15 protein-coding genes and 1 riboswitch are annotated in these 16,554 nt (G+C 66.9%); of the genes, 6 read left to right on the top strand and 9 right to left on the bottom strand.

Features of this window, described 5'->3' with window-relative positions:
- Entirely contained in the window at positions 1–837 is an 837-nt protein-coding gene (locus L1892_RS11580; RefSeq protein WP_235723731.1) for an exodeoxyribonuclease III, read from the bottom strand.
- 114 nt (positions 838–951) lie between these two features.
- Between L1892_RS11580 and L1892_RS11575 the strand changes: the two genes are divergently transcribed.
- Together L1892_RS11575 and bfr are read left to right on the top strand one after the other, a co-directional pair.
- Entirely contained in the window at positions 952–1,134 is a 183-nt protein-coding gene (locus L1892_RS11575) for a (2Fe-2S)-binding protein (RefSeq protein ID WP_235723730.1), read from the top strand.
- A gap of 105 nt (positions 1,135–1,239) precedes the next feature.
- On the top strand, positions 1,240–1,725 hold the full coding sequence (bfr, locus tag L1892_RS11570) for a bacterioferritin (protein WP_235723729.1): 486 nt from the start codon (positions 1,240–1,242) through the stop codon (positions 1,723–1,725).
- On the opposite strand, the gene L1892_RS11565 is transcribed toward bfr, so the two are convergent.
- Together L1892_RS11565 and L1892_RS11560 are read right to left on the bottom strand one after the other, a co-directional pair.
- Positions 1,683–2,918: an MFS transporter gene (locus tag L1892_RS11565; protein WP_235723760.1), complete on the bottom strand. Its 1,236-nt coding sequence runs from the start codon at positions 2,916–2,918 to the stop codon at positions 1,683–1,685. The two genes, bfr and L1892_RS11565, sit on opposite strands and share 43 nt — an antisense overlap.
- A gap of 103 nt (positions 2,919–3,021) precedes the next feature.
- Positions 3,022–4,890 carry a cutinase family protein gene (locus tag L1892_RS11560; protein WP_235723728.1) on the bottom strand — a complete coding sequence of 623 codons (1,869 nt, stop codon included), beginning with the start codon at positions 4,888–4,890 and terminating at the stop codon, positions 3,022–3,024.
- 241 nt (positions 4,891–5,131) lie between these two features.
- Positions 5,132–5,251, top strand: a riboswitch (SAM riboswitch).
- A gap of 61 nt (positions 5,252–5,312) precedes the next feature.
- Here L1892_RS11560 and L1892_RS11555 point away from each other — a divergent pair.
- Together L1892_RS11555 and metX are read left to right on the top strand one after the other, a co-directional pair.
- Positions 5,313–6,641, top strand: coding sequence for a bifunctional o-acetylhomoserine/o-acetylserine sulfhydrylase (locus L1892_RS11555; RefSeq protein ID WP_235723727.1), 1,329 nt, complete (start codon positions 5,313–5,315; stop codon positions 6,639–6,641).
- A gap of 75 nt (positions 6,642–6,716) precedes the next feature.
- Positions 6,717–7,865, top strand: coding sequence for a homoserine O-acetyltransferase MetX (gene metX / locus L1892_RS11550; protein ID WP_235723726.1), 1,149 nt, complete (start codon positions 6,717–6,719; stop codon positions 7,863–7,865).
- A 38-nt stretch (positions 7,866–7,903) separates the two neighbouring features.
- Here metX and L1892_RS11545 read toward each other — a convergent pair whose 3' ends face one another.
- The 3 genes from L1892_RS11545 to L1892_RS11535 form a co-directional block, all read right to left on the bottom strand.
- Positions 7,904–9,403, bottom strand: a complete 1,500-nt coding sequence (locus L1892_RS11545; RefSeq protein ID WP_235723725.1) for an Hsp70 family protein — start codon at positions 9,401–9,403, stop codon at positions 7,904–7,906.
- A gap of 120 nt (positions 9,404–9,523) precedes the next feature.
- Positions 9,524–9,871, bottom strand: coding sequence for a DUF3017 domain-containing protein (locus tag L1892_RS11540; RefSeq protein WP_372475002.1), 348 nt, complete (start codon positions 9,869–9,871; stop codon positions 9,524–9,526).
- A complete protein-coding gene (locus tag L1892_RS11535) occupies positions 9,868–10,746 on the bottom strand; it encodes a bifunctional methylenetetrahydrofolate dehydrogenase/methenyltetrahydrofolate cyclohydrolase (RefSeq protein WP_235723724.1) in 879 nt (292 codons plus the stop codon). Before L1892_RS11535 ends, L1892_RS11540 begins: the two co-directional genes overlap by 4 nt.
- 53 nt (positions 10,747–10,799) lie before the next feature.
- On the opposite strand from L1892_RS11535, the gene L1892_RS11530 reads away from it, so the two are divergent.
- Both L1892_RS11530 and L1892_RS11525 read left to right on the top strand, forming a co-directional pair.
- Positions 10,800–11,750, top strand: coding sequence for a serine/threonine dehydratase (locus L1892_RS11530; RefSeq protein ID WP_235723723.1), 951 nt, complete (start codon positions 10,800–10,802; stop codon positions 11,748–11,750).
- Positions 11,751–11,858: 108 nt separating this feature from the next.
- Complete coding sequence (locus L1892_RS11525; RefSeq protein WP_235723722.1) at positions 11,859–12,323, top strand: tRNA (cytidine(34)-2'-O)-methyltransferase; 465 nt, start codon at positions 11,859–11,861, stop codon at positions 12,321–12,323.
- 17 nt (positions 12,324–12,340) lie between these two features.
- On the opposite strand, the gene L1892_RS11520 is transcribed toward L1892_RS11525, so the two are convergent.
- The 3 genes from L1892_RS11520 to L1892_RS11510 are packed head-to-tail and all read right to left on the bottom strand — an operon-like array spanning position 12,341 to position 16,474.
- Positions 12,341–12,568 carry a DUF167 domain-containing protein gene (locus tag L1892_RS11520; RefSeq protein ID WP_235723721.1) on the bottom strand — a complete coding sequence of 76 codons (228 nt, stop codon included), beginning with the start codon at positions 12,566–12,568 and terminating at the stop codon, positions 12,341–12,343.
- A 37-nt stretch (positions 12,569–12,605) separates the two neighbouring features.
- Positions 12,606–15,878, bottom strand: a complete 3,273-nt coding sequence (locus tag L1892_RS11515; RefSeq protein ID WP_235723720.1) for an error-prone DNA polymerase — start codon at positions 15,876–15,878, stop codon at positions 12,606–12,608.
- A 44-nt stretch (positions 15,879–15,922) separates the two neighbouring features.
- Positions 15,923–16,474 carry a GNAT family N-acetyltransferase gene (locus L1892_RS11510; RefSeq protein WP_235723719.1) on the bottom strand — a complete coding sequence of 184 codons (552 nt, stop codon included), beginning with the start codon at positions 16,472–16,474 and terminating at the stop codon, positions 15,923–15,925.
- Between the last annotated feature and the right edge of the window lie 80 nt (positions 16,475–16,554).

The raw sequence follows: 16,554 nt of genomic DNA, 5'->3' as shown, positions 1-16,554 counted from the left end.
TCAGTCGTAGACGACGGTCATCGGTGCATGATCCGACCAGCGCAGGTCATAGGCGTCGGCGCGGTCCACCCATGTCTTGACCGCATGCCGGGCCAGTCGTCGATTGGCCAGCTGGTAATCGATGCGCCACCCCGAGTCGTTGTCGAAGGCCTTGCCGCGCCACGACCACCACGTATACGGACCCGCCTGCCCAGGTGTCAGCTCGCGCATCACATCCGACCATCCCGCACCCAGCCGATCGCCGACCCAGGAACGCTCGTGGGGCAGAAAGCCCGGACTCTTGCGATTGCCTTTCCAGTTCTTGATGTCGGCCTCGGAGTGCGCGATGTTCCAGTCACCGCCGATCACCACATGGCGCTGCCGACGCGCCAACCGGTCGAGGTGTCGACCGAAGCCATCGAGAAATCGGACCTTCTCGTCGTACTTCTGCACATCCTTGGGTTCCGACGTCGCCGCCGCACCCTTCGGCAGATACACACTGGCGACGGTCATCGGACCCAACGGCCCGTCGAGATCGGCCTCGAGGTATCGGCCGGTGGGATCGAACTCGGTATCACCGAAGCCGACGCGAACCGCCTCGATCGGCAGGCGGCTGAGAATGCCCACACCGGCGTGCCCCTTGACGACCGAGTCGCTCATCTCCAGTTGCCAACCGTCGGCAAGCGCCGGCGCCAACGCCTCGTGGGCCTGCTCGGCATCGGCTCGGATCTCCTGCATCAGCACGATGTCCGACTCGGTGCCGGCCAGCCAGGCATGCAGGCCGCGGTTGCGTTCCGAACGGTGTTTCACGGCCGCGCGGATTCCGTTGACGTTGACAGTGGTGATGGCAAGTGACACGGCCACGAGGGTACCGGCGAAATTGGTGCGTCCGTACCAAAGGTAAGGCAACCCTTGCCATGGGTAGCGCTTTATGTAATCCTTGCCTAACTGATCCGATTCGAGGTGAAACCGATGTTCGTTTGCATATGCCGCGCAGTGACCGAGGACGAAGTCCACGAGCACTGCTCAGCGGGCGCCATGTCCGTGGACGCCATCGGCGAACGATGCGGCGCCGGTGAAGGTTGCGGCACATGCCTCGAGCGACTCGCACAGATCGTCTCCGAAAGGACCGCCACCGCGACCACCGCAGCATGATCACCGTCGTGTGACGGCCGAATCCACAACCTCACGTTCAGATGCCGAACGTGGGGCTTTTCGGCGTGCTACGTTCATTTCACCACTGTGAACGGAGGAACGGTCATGCGCGGCGACGACGAAGTGATCGCACTGCTCAACGAACAGCTCACCAGCGAGCTGACCGCCATCAACCAGTATTTCCTGCATTCCAAGATGCAGGCCAACTGGGGCCTCACCGAGATCGCGAGCAAAACCCGCGCCGAGTCCATCGAGGAGATGCAGCACGCGGAGATCCTCACCGATCGCATCCTGTTCCTCGAGGCGCTGCCGAATTATCAGAAGATCCTTCCCCTGCGCATCGGTCAGACGCTGCGCGAGCAGTTCGAGTCCGACCTGGCCATCGAGATGGAGGTCGTCGAACGGCTCCGCCCGGGCGCCACGATGTGTCGCTCGAAGGGCGACATCACCAGCGCGAAGATCCTCGAGGACATCCTTGCCGACGAAGAACACCACATCGACTATCTCGAGACCCAGCTCGAGCTGATGGACCGCATCGGCGAACAGCTCTACCTGTCCAAGACGGTCGCCACACCCCCGACCATCGACTGAGGTCGGGGCCCGCGGCGTCGCCCGGTGAACAGCGCCAAGCCCAACACCGCGATCCCCGCGACCGCCAGCCCCGCACCCATCATCGACGGCGCCCGGTATCCGTGCCCCGCGGCGATGACGAGGCCGCCCAGCCAGGCGCCTGCCGCATTGGCGATGTTGAGTGCGGAGTGATTCAGCGCCGCCGCCAACGTCTGCGCGTCGTCGGCCACGTCCATCAGCCGGGTCTGTAGTGCGGGGATCGTCGATGCCCCCGACAGACCGATGGCGTAGCTCAGGATCATTGCCGCCCAGGCGTTCTGCAGGGTCAAAGCGAACAGCGCCAGGGACACCGAGGTGGCGATGAGGCCGGCGAGGATGCCGAACGGGACGCTGCGGTCGGCGAGAATGCCGCCGACGATGTTGCCGCTGACCATGCCGAGTCCGAACAGCATCATCGCCACCGGTACGAGCGACACCGGCACACCCGCCACCGTGGTCAGCGCCGAGTTCAAGTACGTGTAGTAGGCGAACATGCCGCCGAACCCGACCACGCCGATCAGCAGGGTGAACCACACCTGCGGCCGGGCCAGTGCGCCCAATTCGGTCATGGGATTGGTCACCCGCATGTCGGCCAGCGGCGGAAGGCTGCGCATCAGCGCCACGATCGTCGCCAGACCGATGACCACCACCAGTGCGAACGCCGAACGCCAACCCAGCGATTCACCGAGCCAGGTGGCCATCGGCACACCCGCGACATTGGCCACCGACAACCCGAGCATCACCTTGCCCACTGCCTTGGCACGATCACGCGGGCCGGCCAGGTGCGCGGCGACCAGAGCCGCCACCCCGAAGTAGGCGCCGTGCGGCAGACCGGCGACAAAGCGCGCGGCCATCAACAGGCCGTAACTCGGTGCCAGCACCGTCACGAGGTTGCCGACGGTGAACGCGACCATGAGACCGATGAGCAAGGTCCGGCGCGGGACGCGGGCAGTGAGCGCAGCGATCAACGGGGCTCCGACCACCACCCCGAGGGCATACGCCGAGATGACGTGACCGGCGGTGGGCTCACTGATCCCCAGGGTGCCGGCGATGTTGGGCAACAATCCCATCGCCACGAACTCGGTGGTACCGATCCCGAAGCCGCCCAGTGCCAGCGCGATGATGGCCCACCGCCGCACCGACGGGGGAACCGGCGCGCGGTCGGCGACGGTCAGGGCTGCGGAATCGGCAGGGGCTGAAGACACTCCGTCACCAACCACGGCCTCCCCGGACGTGATTCCCCGAGCCGGGCGTGAGTTCGTTCACACGGGTGCGCGGCTACTCGTCGTCCTCCGGACTGTCGCCGTCCGACGTATCGACCTTGGACGAGCCGGAGCCCGATCCGGTGCCGGTCACGCCCGTCGCGGGGCCGGGCTCGGTTCTGCTGTCGCCCTCGCCGTCGTCTTGATCGGTGTTCTCCGCGGTCGGGGTGTCCGGGTCGGACGTGTCCGTCTCGATCGGTGCCGGCACCTCGGCCGTCGAGGAAGCCGTGCCCGACGAGGAGGCGGGCGGTGTCGTCGGAGACGACGGGGGCGAAGTGTCGGCCGTCGTGGACGGACTCGTCGGCGTGCGGCGGACCGAGGTGGCCGTCGAGCTGCCGGCCGTCGTCGGCCAGCTCGGTGGCGTAGCGTTCGGTGGCGTAGCGCTCGGTGACGATTCAGGCCCCGAGTCAGGTGCCACTGCCGACGTAACGGCCCCGGACTCCGAGGGCGTCGGGCGTTCGGGGCCCACCGCCTCGGACTCGAGGTCCGTCACCTGCGACATCGCACGCAAGAAGGTGACCTGTCGGGGCGCATCGTCGGCGCTCTCTTCCGTGACGTGCGGACCCACGACCGTGCTGCGTGTCGGCAGCGGTCCGATGATCTCGCCGGCCCAGTACTTCACGAAGTTGGCGGGGATCAGCACGATGCTCTTGGCGCTGGCGGCCAGGGCGGCGACGCCCTCCCTGACATCGTCGGGTGCCCGTTCGACCACTCCATTGAGGATCTTCTCGAACACCAACAGATCGGGAAGATAGCCGCCGTAGCCGACGTTTGGCAGCGGCGGCAGGACGTCCTGGACGACGCGGACCACCGGCTGCAGGTTGGACAGCTCGATTCCATAGGGCAGATCGACGGTCCACCGATCGGCGAGGACATCGCGGATCCTCGTACCGTCGAGCCCGATCGTCTCGGCACCATCGCGGATGACGCCGATGATGGCCGAGTCCGCCTCGGCGATGCAGTCGGTCTGGTCGGCTCCGCAATCGACCACGCGTCCCGTGTTCCATACCGGTTCGGTGGGATCGCGATACATCTGCCAGTTGTACAGACCGTGCTTGGTGAAATAGCCGACCAGGCCGTCGACGGTCCCGATGGGGTCGTATAGCGGGTCGGGCAGGTCGCAGATGGGGTCGCCCTGGACGCAGACCGAGACCACGGAGTCCTCGAGCTCACCGAAACCCCGGTTGCCATAGCCCTCTCGGGCGCCGCTCATGGTGAGTCCGGGGATCACGCCGATCAGTGAGAGTTCGATGCCACGGCCGGTCTTGTCCCCCACCCGCCGGGGATCGGCGTAGAGCTCGCCGGACAGGTCGTCGGTACTGATGTCGACGACGATCGGTTCGCCCTCGTCGTCGAGCTCCGGGTTCCCGTGCTCGTCGAGCAGTACGACCTTGTCGTCGCGGTCGTTGCCGATGTCGGAGAGGACGTCGCCGGCCACCCGCGCACCCTGCGAGTAGCCGGCGACCACCACCGGCGTGTCACAGTGATACTGGTAGCGCGCGATCGCCTGCTTCGTCGCGGCGTTGCCCTGCGCGACGCTGTCGTCGTAGCCCGCAGCGCCGAGCGGCCACAGGGTCGTCGGATAGTCGGCGTTGATCACTTTGTAGGGAGCGTCCGCGTAGCGCGGGTCGTCGTCGGCGGTCCCGGGCGTGTCATCGATTCCGGTGCCGCTGAAGCGTTGCTTGACGCCGATCATGTTCGCCGCGTCCGGGTCATTCGTCCCGCCGACGATGATCACGGCGCCCGCACCACAGTCGTAGTCGTCGTCCGAATCCGCCCGGGCCACGCCGGCCGGAAGGCAGTACGCGGCAGCCACCGCGAGAGCACTCGCTATGGCAACGAGCACGACCGTCATCCGGTGTGCCGAACGGCACCGAGCAGGCATCAGATCTCTTCTCGTCGCAGGGCCTGGGCTGGCGACAGCCTAGATCCGCGATCTCAAAGACCGCATCATCGTTCGTTAGACTAACGACTCTCACCTGGGGTTTCAGTCGCATTACGGCCGAAGTTCATCCTTTCGGACGACAGTTGTTCTCAGTTTGTGACCTGCCGATCCAGGCGTGTTCCGATCACCGCGAACAACACGGTTCTCAGCCGCGCAGGGGCGTGCTATATCCTTGACGCCAGGTCATGAGCATCAGCGTCAAGCCCCGGCTTGCTGATCGGCAACCCTCCAACCGCGGTGGGGTGCTCCGGGTGATGACCGGGTTGAGGAATGCAGATGCACTCCGAGGCAAGCGCGGGTCCGAAGGTCGGACCCCACCAGGGTCGTTGCACCCTGCCGACCGCAGAAAGTAGGACATGGTCATGTCTGACTCCACTGGCTCCGACGTCGTCGATCCCACGTCGAACTGGAGCTTCGAGACCAAACAGATCCACGCCGGACAGACGGCGGATCCCACTACCAATGCACGGGCACTGCCCGTTTACCAGACGACGTCGTACGTCTTCAACGACACCCAACACGCCGCTGATCTCTTCGGGCTCGCCGAACCGGGCAACATCTACACCCGGATCATGAACCCCACCCAGGATGCGGTGGAACAGCGAATCGCCGCGCTCGAAGGTGGCGTCGCCGCGCTCCTGCTCGCGTCGGGTCAGGCCGCCGAGACGTACTCCATCCTGAACATCGTCGAGACCGGTGGCCACGTGGTATCCAGCCCACGGCTCTACGGCGGCACATTCAACCTGTTCCACTACACGTTGCCCAAGCTCGGCATCGAGGTGTCCTTCGTCGATGATCCCGAGGACCTGGACTCCTGGCAGGCGGCCATCAAGGACAACACCCGGGCGGTGTTCGGTGAGACCATCTCCAATCCGAACAACGAGATCCTCGACATCGAGGGCATCGCCGAGGTGGCGCACCGTAACAGCCTGCCGCTGATCGTCGACAACACGGTCGCGACGCCCTACCTGCTGAACCCGCTCGCCCACGGCGCGGACATCGTGGTGCACTCGGCCACCAAGTACATCGGCGGCCACGGCACCGCGATCGGCGGTGCCATCGTGGACGGCGGCACCTTCGACTGGCGGGTACAACGCGACGGCGTCGATCTCTTCCCGGGCTTCACCACACCGGACCCCAGCTATCACGGTGCGGTGTTCGCCGACCTCGGTGCCCCGGCGTTTGCCCTGAAGGCCAGAGTTCAGTGGCTGCGCGACACCGGCGCGGCGATTTCTCCGTTCAATGCCTTCCTGTTGGCGCAGGGACTGGAGACGCTGAGTCTGCGCATCGAACGCCACGTGAGCAACGCACGTCGCGTGGCCGAGTTCCTGGAGGGTCACGCTCAGGTGGAGTCGGTGGCCTACGCGGGTCTACCGTCGTCGCCCTGGTACGACCGCGCCCAGAAGCTACTGCCGAAGGGGCAGGGCGCCATCGTCAGTTTCGAGATCATCGGCGGCGTGGATGCGGGCAAGAAGTTCGTGGACGCACTGACGTTGCACAGTCACGTGGCCAACATCGGTGATGTGCGATCACTGGTGATCCACCCCGCCTCCACCACCCACAGCCAACTGGCCCCGCAGGAGCAGATCGACGCCGGCGTCACCCCCGGTCTGGTGCGGCTGGCAGTGGGTATCGAGGGCATCGACGACATCATCACCGACCTGGAACTGGGGTTTGCTGCTGCCAAGTGATGTGTGGGACAAGAGCATTCATGTGACAACAGGCCAATGCGTCGACAATCGAGTGTGACGAAGAGTGAGTGAATTGTGTCGGTGAGTATCGAACCGCAAACCCAGCCCGCTGATCGCCCCGACTGGGAGCAGATGCCGGACGGGGCGATGTCCAGCGTCCGCATCGGTGCGGTATCTCTCGACAACGGCCAACGGCTCGACGATGTCACCCTGGCCTTCCAGCGCTGGGGGACATTGTCGCCCACCCGCGACAACGTCATCCTCACCCTGCACGCGCTGACCGGTGACTCACACGTCACCGGCCCCGCCGACGACGAGCACCCGACCGCTGGATGGTGGGACGGGCTGATCGGCCCCGGACTCGCCATCGACACCGACGAATGGTGTGTCATCTCGGCCAACGTGCTCGGCGGATGTCGCGGCTCCACCGGACCTGCATCGCCGGCCCCGGACGGGCGGCCGTGGGGCTCTCGCTTTCCGCAGATCACGGTGCTCGATCAGGTTCGCGCCGAACGAATCCTGATGGATCACCTGGGGATCACCGGAATCGGCTCGGTGGTCGGCGGGTCGATGGGCGGCGCGCGGGCGCTCGAGTGGGCCATCGAATATCCGGAGATGGTGCGCAGCGCACTGGTGCTCGCGGTCGGGGCCCGGGCGACTGCCGATCAGATCGGCACCCAGACCACTCAGATCGCCGCGATCCAGGCTGATCCCGCATGGCAGAACGGCGATTATCACCGCACGGGCCGTGCTCCCACCGCCGGACTGGGTGTGGCCCGGCGGATCGCCCATCTCACCTATCGGGGTGAGGTGGAACTCGATCGTCGCTTCGCCAACCATCCCCAGGCCGACGAACAACCCCTGCACGGTGGTCGCTACTCCGCCGACAGTTACCTGCAGCATCAGGCGGACAAGCTGACCCAACGCTTCGACGCCGGCAGCTACGTCGTACTCAGCGAGGTGCTCAACCATCACGACGTCGGCCGCAACCGGGGCCGCGTCGAGGACGTCCTGGGTGCCTGCCAGGTTCCGGTGATCGTCGGTGGGATCGCGTCGGACCGCCTGTATCCGATACGGCTGCAGGAAGAACTCGCCGAGCAACTCGGCAACTGCGTCGGGGGTCTGCAGGTGCTGCACTCCGACAACGGTCACGACGGTTTCCTGACCGAATTCGACGCGATCAGTGACCTTCTCAAGCGCACGGCAGAGATCGCCCGAACCTGAGACCCGACCCGACCCGATGGCGGTCGGCCTGATCGGCGCTACCGGACCGGGGTCGGCGTTGTCGTGGTCGGTGTGGTCGTGGACACCGGCGCCGCATCCTCCGGAGCCGCGCGCCGCGGTGCCGGCGTCGTCGTGGTCGGCGTCACCGGTGCTGCGGGTGGCGCCTGCGTGGACGACTGCGGCAGCAGTCCCGGTGGGATGAACTCCGGCAGGGTCGGGGTGGGGCGGGTGCCCGGCGGCCACGGCAACGACGGCAGCGGATACGGCAGCAGCGTGCGTGTCGGTGTCGACGTGGCGGGGCCCGACTCTGCGGTCGGCGGCAGTTCCGTGGTCGCCCATCCCGGCGATTCGTCCCACCGCGGTTGCGGCTGCTGCGTCGTCGGCACCATCGGTTCAGGTTGGAGCTGCGGGGTCCGCGGCGCCGGTGCGGCGGCGGTGGTGGTGCTCGACGTCTGGGCGGTCGTCGTGGACGTCTCCGACTCGATGGATGTGGCGACCGGCGGTATCGGTGACGGCGCCGGGGCGTTGTGACCCGCCAACGATGAACTCACCGCATAGATCGTCATCGTCGCAGCCGCGAGGATCGCCCCCACCACCGCCAGCGGAGTGGCCGAGAGCCATTCCCGGTTGCGCCGCCCACCGATGAACGCCAATCGCGAGGTTGCCGCCGAGGTTTGTGCCCGGGCCGCAATCGCCGCGCCGACCGATGCCGCGAGTTCCGGGGCGTCGGGCACCACCACCTCGACGCGGGCCGTGTCGAGCATGGCACGCACGGCCGGCAGATTCGCGATGCCACCGACCAGCACGACGGCTTCCGGGCGGGCGTCACGCACCGCACTCTCGGACAGATAGCGCGTGATCACCGCACGGGCCTCGGCGACCATCGGAGCGAGAGCCCGCTCCATCACGGCGCTGGTGAGGCGAGGATGACCGCGGCCTTCGGCCAGCACGACCGAATCGTCACCGTGCGGAGTGACCTCTTCTTTGGCGGCGCGGCAGGCCGCGATGAGTGCGCTGCGACGGCCGCGCGCCAGGTGACTGTCGCGGTGGGTGTCTTCAGCGGTCAGCTCGGCCACGAGCGCCCGGTCCACGTCACGGCCGGCCAGCGCACGCGAGCGCATAGGCGCCGAGATGCGTTGCGAGGACGGATCCACGGTGTAGAGCGACATCCCCGTATCACCGCAATCGGCCACCACGACCGACGCGTAGCGGTCGATTCGCCCGCTTGCCGACAGATAGGCCACCACAGCGTCGCCCTCGTCGACGAGATGGATCTGACGACGCGGACCGCTGCCCCGCGAGGCCAGATCGCGCCGCTGCTTGGCGGTGCGCGCTGCAACGCCGATGGGTCCGACACGCCGACCGGCGTCCCGGGCAGCGGTGAGCATGAGGTCAATGCCGGCGTTCACGCGACCCGCCATGTCGAGGCCGTCGCTTCGATCGATGTCGATGACCCGGGTGTCGACCACGTTGCGACCCACGTCGTCGCGGGTGAGCAGGACGAAATGGATCATGCCCTCGCCTGCGGACACACCCATCGACGTGTAGGTGTCGGCGGTGGTCGAGTCGTCGGTGGTGATCGTCGAAGTGATGCGTTTTCTCCAGCTGTGTTGTCCCCGGTCGGGGGCCGTCAGGTCACATGTTGATCTCTATTGTAATCAATCTGTGCCCAACGGATCGATGGACGTCGCCAGCCACAAGATCAGCGAGCCCACCGACGCCATCACGGCGACGTCAAAGAATTTACTTCTGACCTGCAACAATCCCACTCTTGAGGTTGGAATGAAGGCACGTAACACGGCACCGAGCAGCAAGACCGACCCGAAGACGAAAGCGCCGCGACGCCAGCGGTCGAACAACACGAGCACCGCTGCGGCGAGCAGACCGAGCAACACGACGAAGTACGGAATCTGCACCAGGTAGCGGCGCAACCGCGCTGCGTTGCGGCCACGCCGGACCCTGGTGACGGAGCCGCGGGCCGTAGGGTCCCGGTCGGCCGGCGTCACCCCGACGTTCCCACCCGGGCCCGTTCGGCCAGCTGCGCCTCTGCCCGTTCCACCACATTGACCAGCAAAAACGCGCGAGTCAGCGGCCCGACGCCACCGGGGTTGGGCGACACGTGTCCGGCCACCTCCCATACGTCGGGAGCCACATCGCCGGTGAGTCCGGCATCCGTGCGGCTGACGCCCACGTCGATGACGGCGGCACCCGGCTTCACCATGTCCGCGGTGATCAGGTGCGGCACGCCGGCGGCGGCCACGACGATGTCGGCGCGGGCAACTTCCGCCGCGAGGTCACGCGTGCCGGTGTGACAGAGCGTGACAGTGGCGTTCTCACTGCGGCGGGTCAGCAACAGCCCGATCGGGCGACCGATGGTGACGCCGCGCCCGATCACGGTGACCCGCGCCCCGGCGATCGGGATGTCGTATCGCCGCAGCAGATGCACGACGCCGCGCGGCGTACACGGCAGCGTCGCCTCCTTGCCGAGAACCAGTCGCCCGAGGTTGATGGGATGCAGACCGTCGGCGTCCTTGTCGGGATCGATCCGCTCGAGTGCCGCGTTCTCGTCGAGGTGCCGCGGCAAGGGCAACTGCACGATGTAGCCGGTACATGCCGGATCGGCGTTGAGATCGTCGATGGCCGCGTTGAGTTCCTCGGTTGTCGCGTCCGCCGGCAGGTCCTTGCGGATCGAGGCCACCCCGATCCGCGCGCAGTCGGAGTGCTTGCCCTTCACATACGACTGCGATCCGGGGTGGTCACCGACGAGGACCGTGCCGAGGCCCGGGGTGATGCCGGCGGCCCGCAACTTCTCCACGCGGGCTCCGAGGTCGGTGAAGATCTCGTCGCGAGTGGCCTTGCCGTCTAGTCGTATCGCGGTCACGGGAGACCATTGTTCCACTCCGACTAGCGTGACCGGACGTGGACACTCATCCGATGTCGAACGACGCCGTGACCCGAGCCGATGTCATCGCGGCACAAGACCGGATCGCGGGGCATCTGCGGCGCACGCCGACGCTTCGAACTGCACTGCCCACGGTGGACGGGCCCGTCGAGGTGGTCATCAAGCTGGAGTATCTGCAGCTCGGCGGGTGCTTCAAGGCGCGCGGCAGCCTCAACGCGGTCCTGCATGCCGCAAACGATGGACGACTCGACGATGCCGGCGTGCTGGTGGCCTCGGGCGGCAATGCCGCGATCGGCGCGGCCTGGGCGGGCCGGATCGCCGGTTGCCGCTGCACCGTTGTAATCCCCGAGACCGCGCCGACGGTGAAAGTGGAGCGGCTGCGAGCGTTGGGCGCTGATGTTCATTTGATCGGTCGGCGCTACCAGGACGCGGCCGACGCGGCTGCGCAGATGATCCGGCGCTCCGGTGCGCTGGCACTGCACGCCTATGACCTGCCCGACATCGTTGCCGGTGCCGGGACCATCGGTCTCGAGCTCGCCGAGGACGTGGACGGTCCGCTGACCTGCGTGGTCTGTGTCGGTGGGGGCGGACTGCTCGGCGGCATGACCGCCGCGACGGGACCCGGTGACCGGATGGTCGGGGTCGAACCGATCGGGGCGTCGTGTCTGCACCAGGCCATCGACGCCGGCCGACCGGTACCGGTGGAGCTGGACAGTGTCGCGGCCGATTCCCTGGGTGCCACCCGCCTCGGCGACATCTGCTGGGCCACGATCGCCGGCCGCGAGGTGACCAGCGTGACGGTGTCGGATGCCGACCTGATCGCGGCTCGTCGGATGCTGTGGACCGACTACCGGATCCTGGTGGAACACGGCACCGCGTCTGCGGTCGCCGCCATCTGCACCGGCCAGGTCACCGCCGCACCAGACACCACACTGTGCGTGGTCCTCTGCGGCGCCAACACCCCCTTCACGCTCGACCCGTAACCGTTTTGGCCGCAGTTCCGGGTTCCGGCTTGGGGCCTAAACTGCGACCGGAAGCAGAAGCTGCGGCCAGAAGTTCTGGACTCGCGACACTGGCTAGACTCGCCGATCATGTTCCGCATCATGTTCTATCAGCCGTGCATTCCGCCGAATACCGGCAACGCGATCCGGCTGGCCGCCAACACGGGGTGCGAGTTGCACCTCATCGAGCCGCTGGGATTCGACATGTCCGATGCACAGGTGAAACGAGCCGGACTCGACTACCACGAGATGGCGACCGTGACAGTACATCCCGATCTGACGGCGGCATGGGAGACGCTGCAGCCGGAACGGGTGTTCGCATTCACCGCCCACACCTCGCGCTATCACACCGACGTCGACTATCGGCCCGGCGACGTGTTGCTGTTCGGTCCCGAGCCGACCGGCCTGTCCGACGACGTCCTCGACCAACCGCAGATCACCGACCGTCTGCGGATTCCGATGCTCGACGGTCGTCGGTCGCACAACCTGGCCAACGCCGCCAGCATCGTCGTGTACGAGGCCTGGCGGCAGAACGGGTTCACCGGCGCGGTGTGAGGGACGCGGCGCGCACCTCAGTCGATGCGGAACCGTTTGGTGCGCGATGTCGCGCCGCCCACGAGTGCGATGCGACTTTTGGGCACCCTGAGATGGTCGGCGAGGATCTCGGCGACCGCCTTGTTGGCCTGTCCCTCCGCTGCCGGCTCGCGCTCGTAGACGGTCATCGATCCCGCCGGATTCGTCTCCACCAACGGCCCTTTGCGGCTGCCCGGCTTCACGGTCACCACGATCTGTTTCCCCATGACGGTTTCCCTACTTCCATCCTCGGGCCAGTATGTGTCAGTGCCAGTCACGCGAACGTGTTCCCACTCGAAGATCCAAGCGCTGCAAACGCTCTGCCACCACCGTCACCGCCCCCTCGGCATTCTGCACGGTGCCCCGGATCAGCAACGCCGAGGCCGAGTGTGCCAGATTCCGGTGCCGCGTCCACAGCCCGACCGAGCACACCACATTGACCATTCCGGTTTCGTCCTCCAGGTTGATGAACGTCACGCCGGACGCGGTGGCCGGACGCTGTCGATGAGTCACCGCACCGGCCACCAGGACGCGCGAACCGTCGGCGACCGTCAAAAGACCATCCGCGGGGATCACGCCCATCGCCGCCAACCGCGGCCGCAGGAACTGGGTCGGATACGACGTCGGGGTGATCCCGGTGGCCCACGCGTCGGTGGCCGCGAGTTCCACATCCGAAAGCCCCGGAAGCGTCGGCGTGGGGGCAGCCGCCTCGAGTGGCAGTTGATCCGAGCGGACCGTCGCGGCCGCCCCGGCCTCCCAGAGCGCTTGCCGCCGACTCATCCCGAAACAGCCGAACGCATCTGCACCGGCGAGCCCCTCGAGTTGCGCGACCGTCAGACCGGCCCGCCGGGAAACATCCGCGATGTCGGCGAAATCCCCTTCTCGAGTGCGACATTCGACGATCCGGTCGGCAACGTCGGCACCGACGCCACGCACTCCACCCAGACCCAGACGGACCTCGAGGCCCGCGTTCTCCAGGGTCGCATGCGCCAACGACCTGTTCATGTCGGGTCGATGAACCCGCACACCGTGACGCCGGGCATCGGCGACCAGCGATTGCGGCGAGTAGAAACCCATCGGCTGCGCCCGTAGCAGCGCCGCGCAGAACGCGGCCGGATGGTGCAGCTTGAACCACGACGAATAGAACACCAGCGACGCAAAGCTCTGCGAATGACTCTCCGGGAAACCGAAATTCGCGAATGCCGCCATCTTCTCGAAGATGCGGTCGGCCATCTCCCCGGTGATCCCGTGCAGTTCCTGCATCCCGGCGTAGAACCGCCGGCGCAGCCGCTCCATCCGTTCCGGTGAGCGCTTGGACCCCATCGCACGCCGCAACTGGTCGGCCTCCGACGCGTCGAATCCGGCCACATCGACCGCCAACTGCATCAGCTGCTCCTGGAACAACGGCACCCCCAGGGTCCGGTCGAGTGCCTTACGCATCGACGGATGTTCGACGGTGGGTTCCTCGGCACCGTTGCGGCGCCGGATGTAGGGATGCACCGACCCACCCTGGATGGGACCGGGACGGATCAGCGCGACCTCCACCACCAGGTCGTAGAAGGTACGCGGTCGCAGCCGCGGCAGGGTCGCCATCTGGGCACGCGACTCCACCTGGAAGACGCCGACCGAATCTGCGCGACAGAGCATCTCGTACACCTCGGGTTCGGTGAGATCGAGTGTGGCGAGATCGACCTCGATCCCTTTGTGCTCGGCCACCAGATCGATCGCGTAGTGCAACGCCGAGAGCATCCCCAGACCGAGCAGGTCGAACTTCACCAGTCCGATCGCGGCGCAGTCGTCCTTGTCCCACTGCAGGACACTGCGGTCGGCCATCCGCGCCCACTCCGTGGGACACACGTCGGCGATCGGCCGGTCACAGATCACCATCCCACCCGAGTGGATACCCAGATGTCTTGGCATACCCAGGATCTCACCGGCGAGTCGGGTGACGTCGGCAGGCGCCTCGTCGGGCGCGCGACTCCAGGCGTCCTGCTGGCCGGTCGCATATCCCAGTGCCCGCGACATGTCGCGAACCGCGGACTTACCGCGATAGGTGATGACGTTGGCGACCTGCGCGCTGTAGTCGCGACCGTATCGACGGTAGACGTACTGGATCGCCTCTTCGCGGCGGTCGGATTCGATGTCCACGTCGATATCCGGCGGACCGTCCCGCTCCGGCGCGAGAAACCGCTCGAACAGCAACTTGTTGGCCACCGGATCGACATTGGTGATCCCGAGGGCATAGCAGACCGCGGAGTTCGCCGCGCTGCCACGGCCCTGACACAGGATGTCGTTGGCCTTGCAGAAATCGACGATGTCGGCGACCACCAGGAAATAACCCGGGAAGGTGAGGGTCTCGATGATGGCGAGTTCGTGCTCGATCTGCCGGTAAGCCTGCGGATGAGCACTCGGCGGGCCGTAGCGACGCAACGCCCCGGCCATCGCCTTCTCCCGCAACCAGCTGTTCTCGGTGTGCCCGGCGGGTACATCGAACGGCGGTAGCTGCGGCGCGATCAGACCGAGCCGGAACGCGCAGTCGGTCGCCAGACCGACCGCGTTGTCGATGGCCTCCGGGTGGCCCGGCAGCAACCGGGCCATCTCGTCGCCGCTGCGCAGATGTGCTCCGCCCACCCCCGGCAGCCAGCCGTCGATGGTCTCGATATCGGTGCGGGCACGGACCGCGGCAACGGCCGTGGCCAGTCGACGTCGCCGCGGACCGGCGAAATGCGCACCGGTGGTCGCCACCGTCGCCAGCCCGAACTCGCCGGCCAACCCGGCCAGGACCGCGTTGCGTTCATCGTCGTCGGGCAACCCCTGCGCGGTGAGTTCCACGACGACGTCATCGACCCCGTACCGCTGCACCAGCCCGGCCAGCGCATCTCGCGCCGCCTGCGGACCACCCCGGTCCAACGCGCGGCGCACCGCCCCTTTCCGGCATCCGGTGAGGATCAACCAGTGTCCACCTGCCATGTCCGGCAGGGCATCGGAGTCATAGCGCAGCAACCCCTTCTCCCCCGCACGCATGTGCGCGTCGGCGATGGTCCGCGACAGCCGCCGATATCCTTCGCTGTCACGGGCGAGTACCAGCAGATGCTCACCCGGCGGATCGGGGACGCCGGTCCGCGCGGCGTCGGGTTCCAGGGAGAGTTCGGCACCGAACACCGTGGGCAGCTCGAATTCGCGTGCCGCCTCGGCGAATCGCACGATCCCGTAGAAACCGTCGTGATCGGTCAGGGCCAGTGCGGACAGGCCGAGACGTTGCGCCTCCTCCACCATCTCCTCGGGCATCGAGGCACCATCGAGGAAGCTGTAGGCGCTGTGCGCATGCAGTTCGGCGAATGGCACCGACGATCGGCCCCGTTCGACCCCGTCGGCGCGGTAGGCCCCCCGCTTGCGCGACCACGCCGGACTGTCGTTGCCGTCACCGGCGTTGTCACCGGGACCGAAGGCCTCGCCCGGACGTCGTCCGTCCGGCGCACGACCGGAGAGCACCCGCTCCATCTCCGACCATGTCGGCGGTCCTTGATCCCAACCCACCGAGGAAGTTTATCGAACATGCGTTCGATGAATCAAGCGCGAGCTCACACCCCGAAGGCAGGCGGATAGTCGATCATCCCCGCGGGCGTCGAACGGGTCGGGTCGAGAGCCAGAAACATCAGCGCCTCGTCGGGGACCTCGAACGGCGCGGCGACGCCGACCTCCGACGCGCGCCGGAATCCGAATCGCGGATAGAACCCCGGATGCCCGAGGACCACGACGAGGTTCTCCTCGGCGCCGGCCTCGACCCGCCCACGTGCGGCGTCGAGCGCAGCTCGCGTGACCAGTGTCCCGAGTCCGGAGTTCTGCATCGACGGCCACACCGCGCACGGCGCCAGCGCCAGCGCCGCCCGGTCGCCCACCCGGCAGCGCGTCAACAGCGCGTACGCCGCGACGCAGTCTGCGTCGTCGACGGCCACGAACGACAGCTGCGGAATCCAGGCGGCGCGGTCGCGCCTCAGCGCGCTGACCAGATCCGCTTCCGCCCGACGGCCGAACGCCGCGGCCACCAGGTCGTCGATGCCGCGACGATCGGCGTCGACCTCGGGCCGACATGCGTGTTCACCGATGTTGCCATTCGTCAATGTAAGTGTCACCCTGTCTATCAACAGCGTTCTTACCGTGAAGTAAGAACTCATCGCCTGGTCCAGTATCCCCTCGAGATCGGATCCATACC

Origin of the sequence: Gordonia tangerina (assembly GCF_021556435.1) — a bacterium.
Lineage (GTDB): Bacteria > Actinomycetota > Actinomycetes > Mycobacteriales > Mycobacteriaceae > Gordonia > Gordonia tangerina.
The sequence above is the reverse complement of the archived record's forward strand: the minus strand, read 5'-3'. Positions and strand labels throughout refer to the sequence as shown.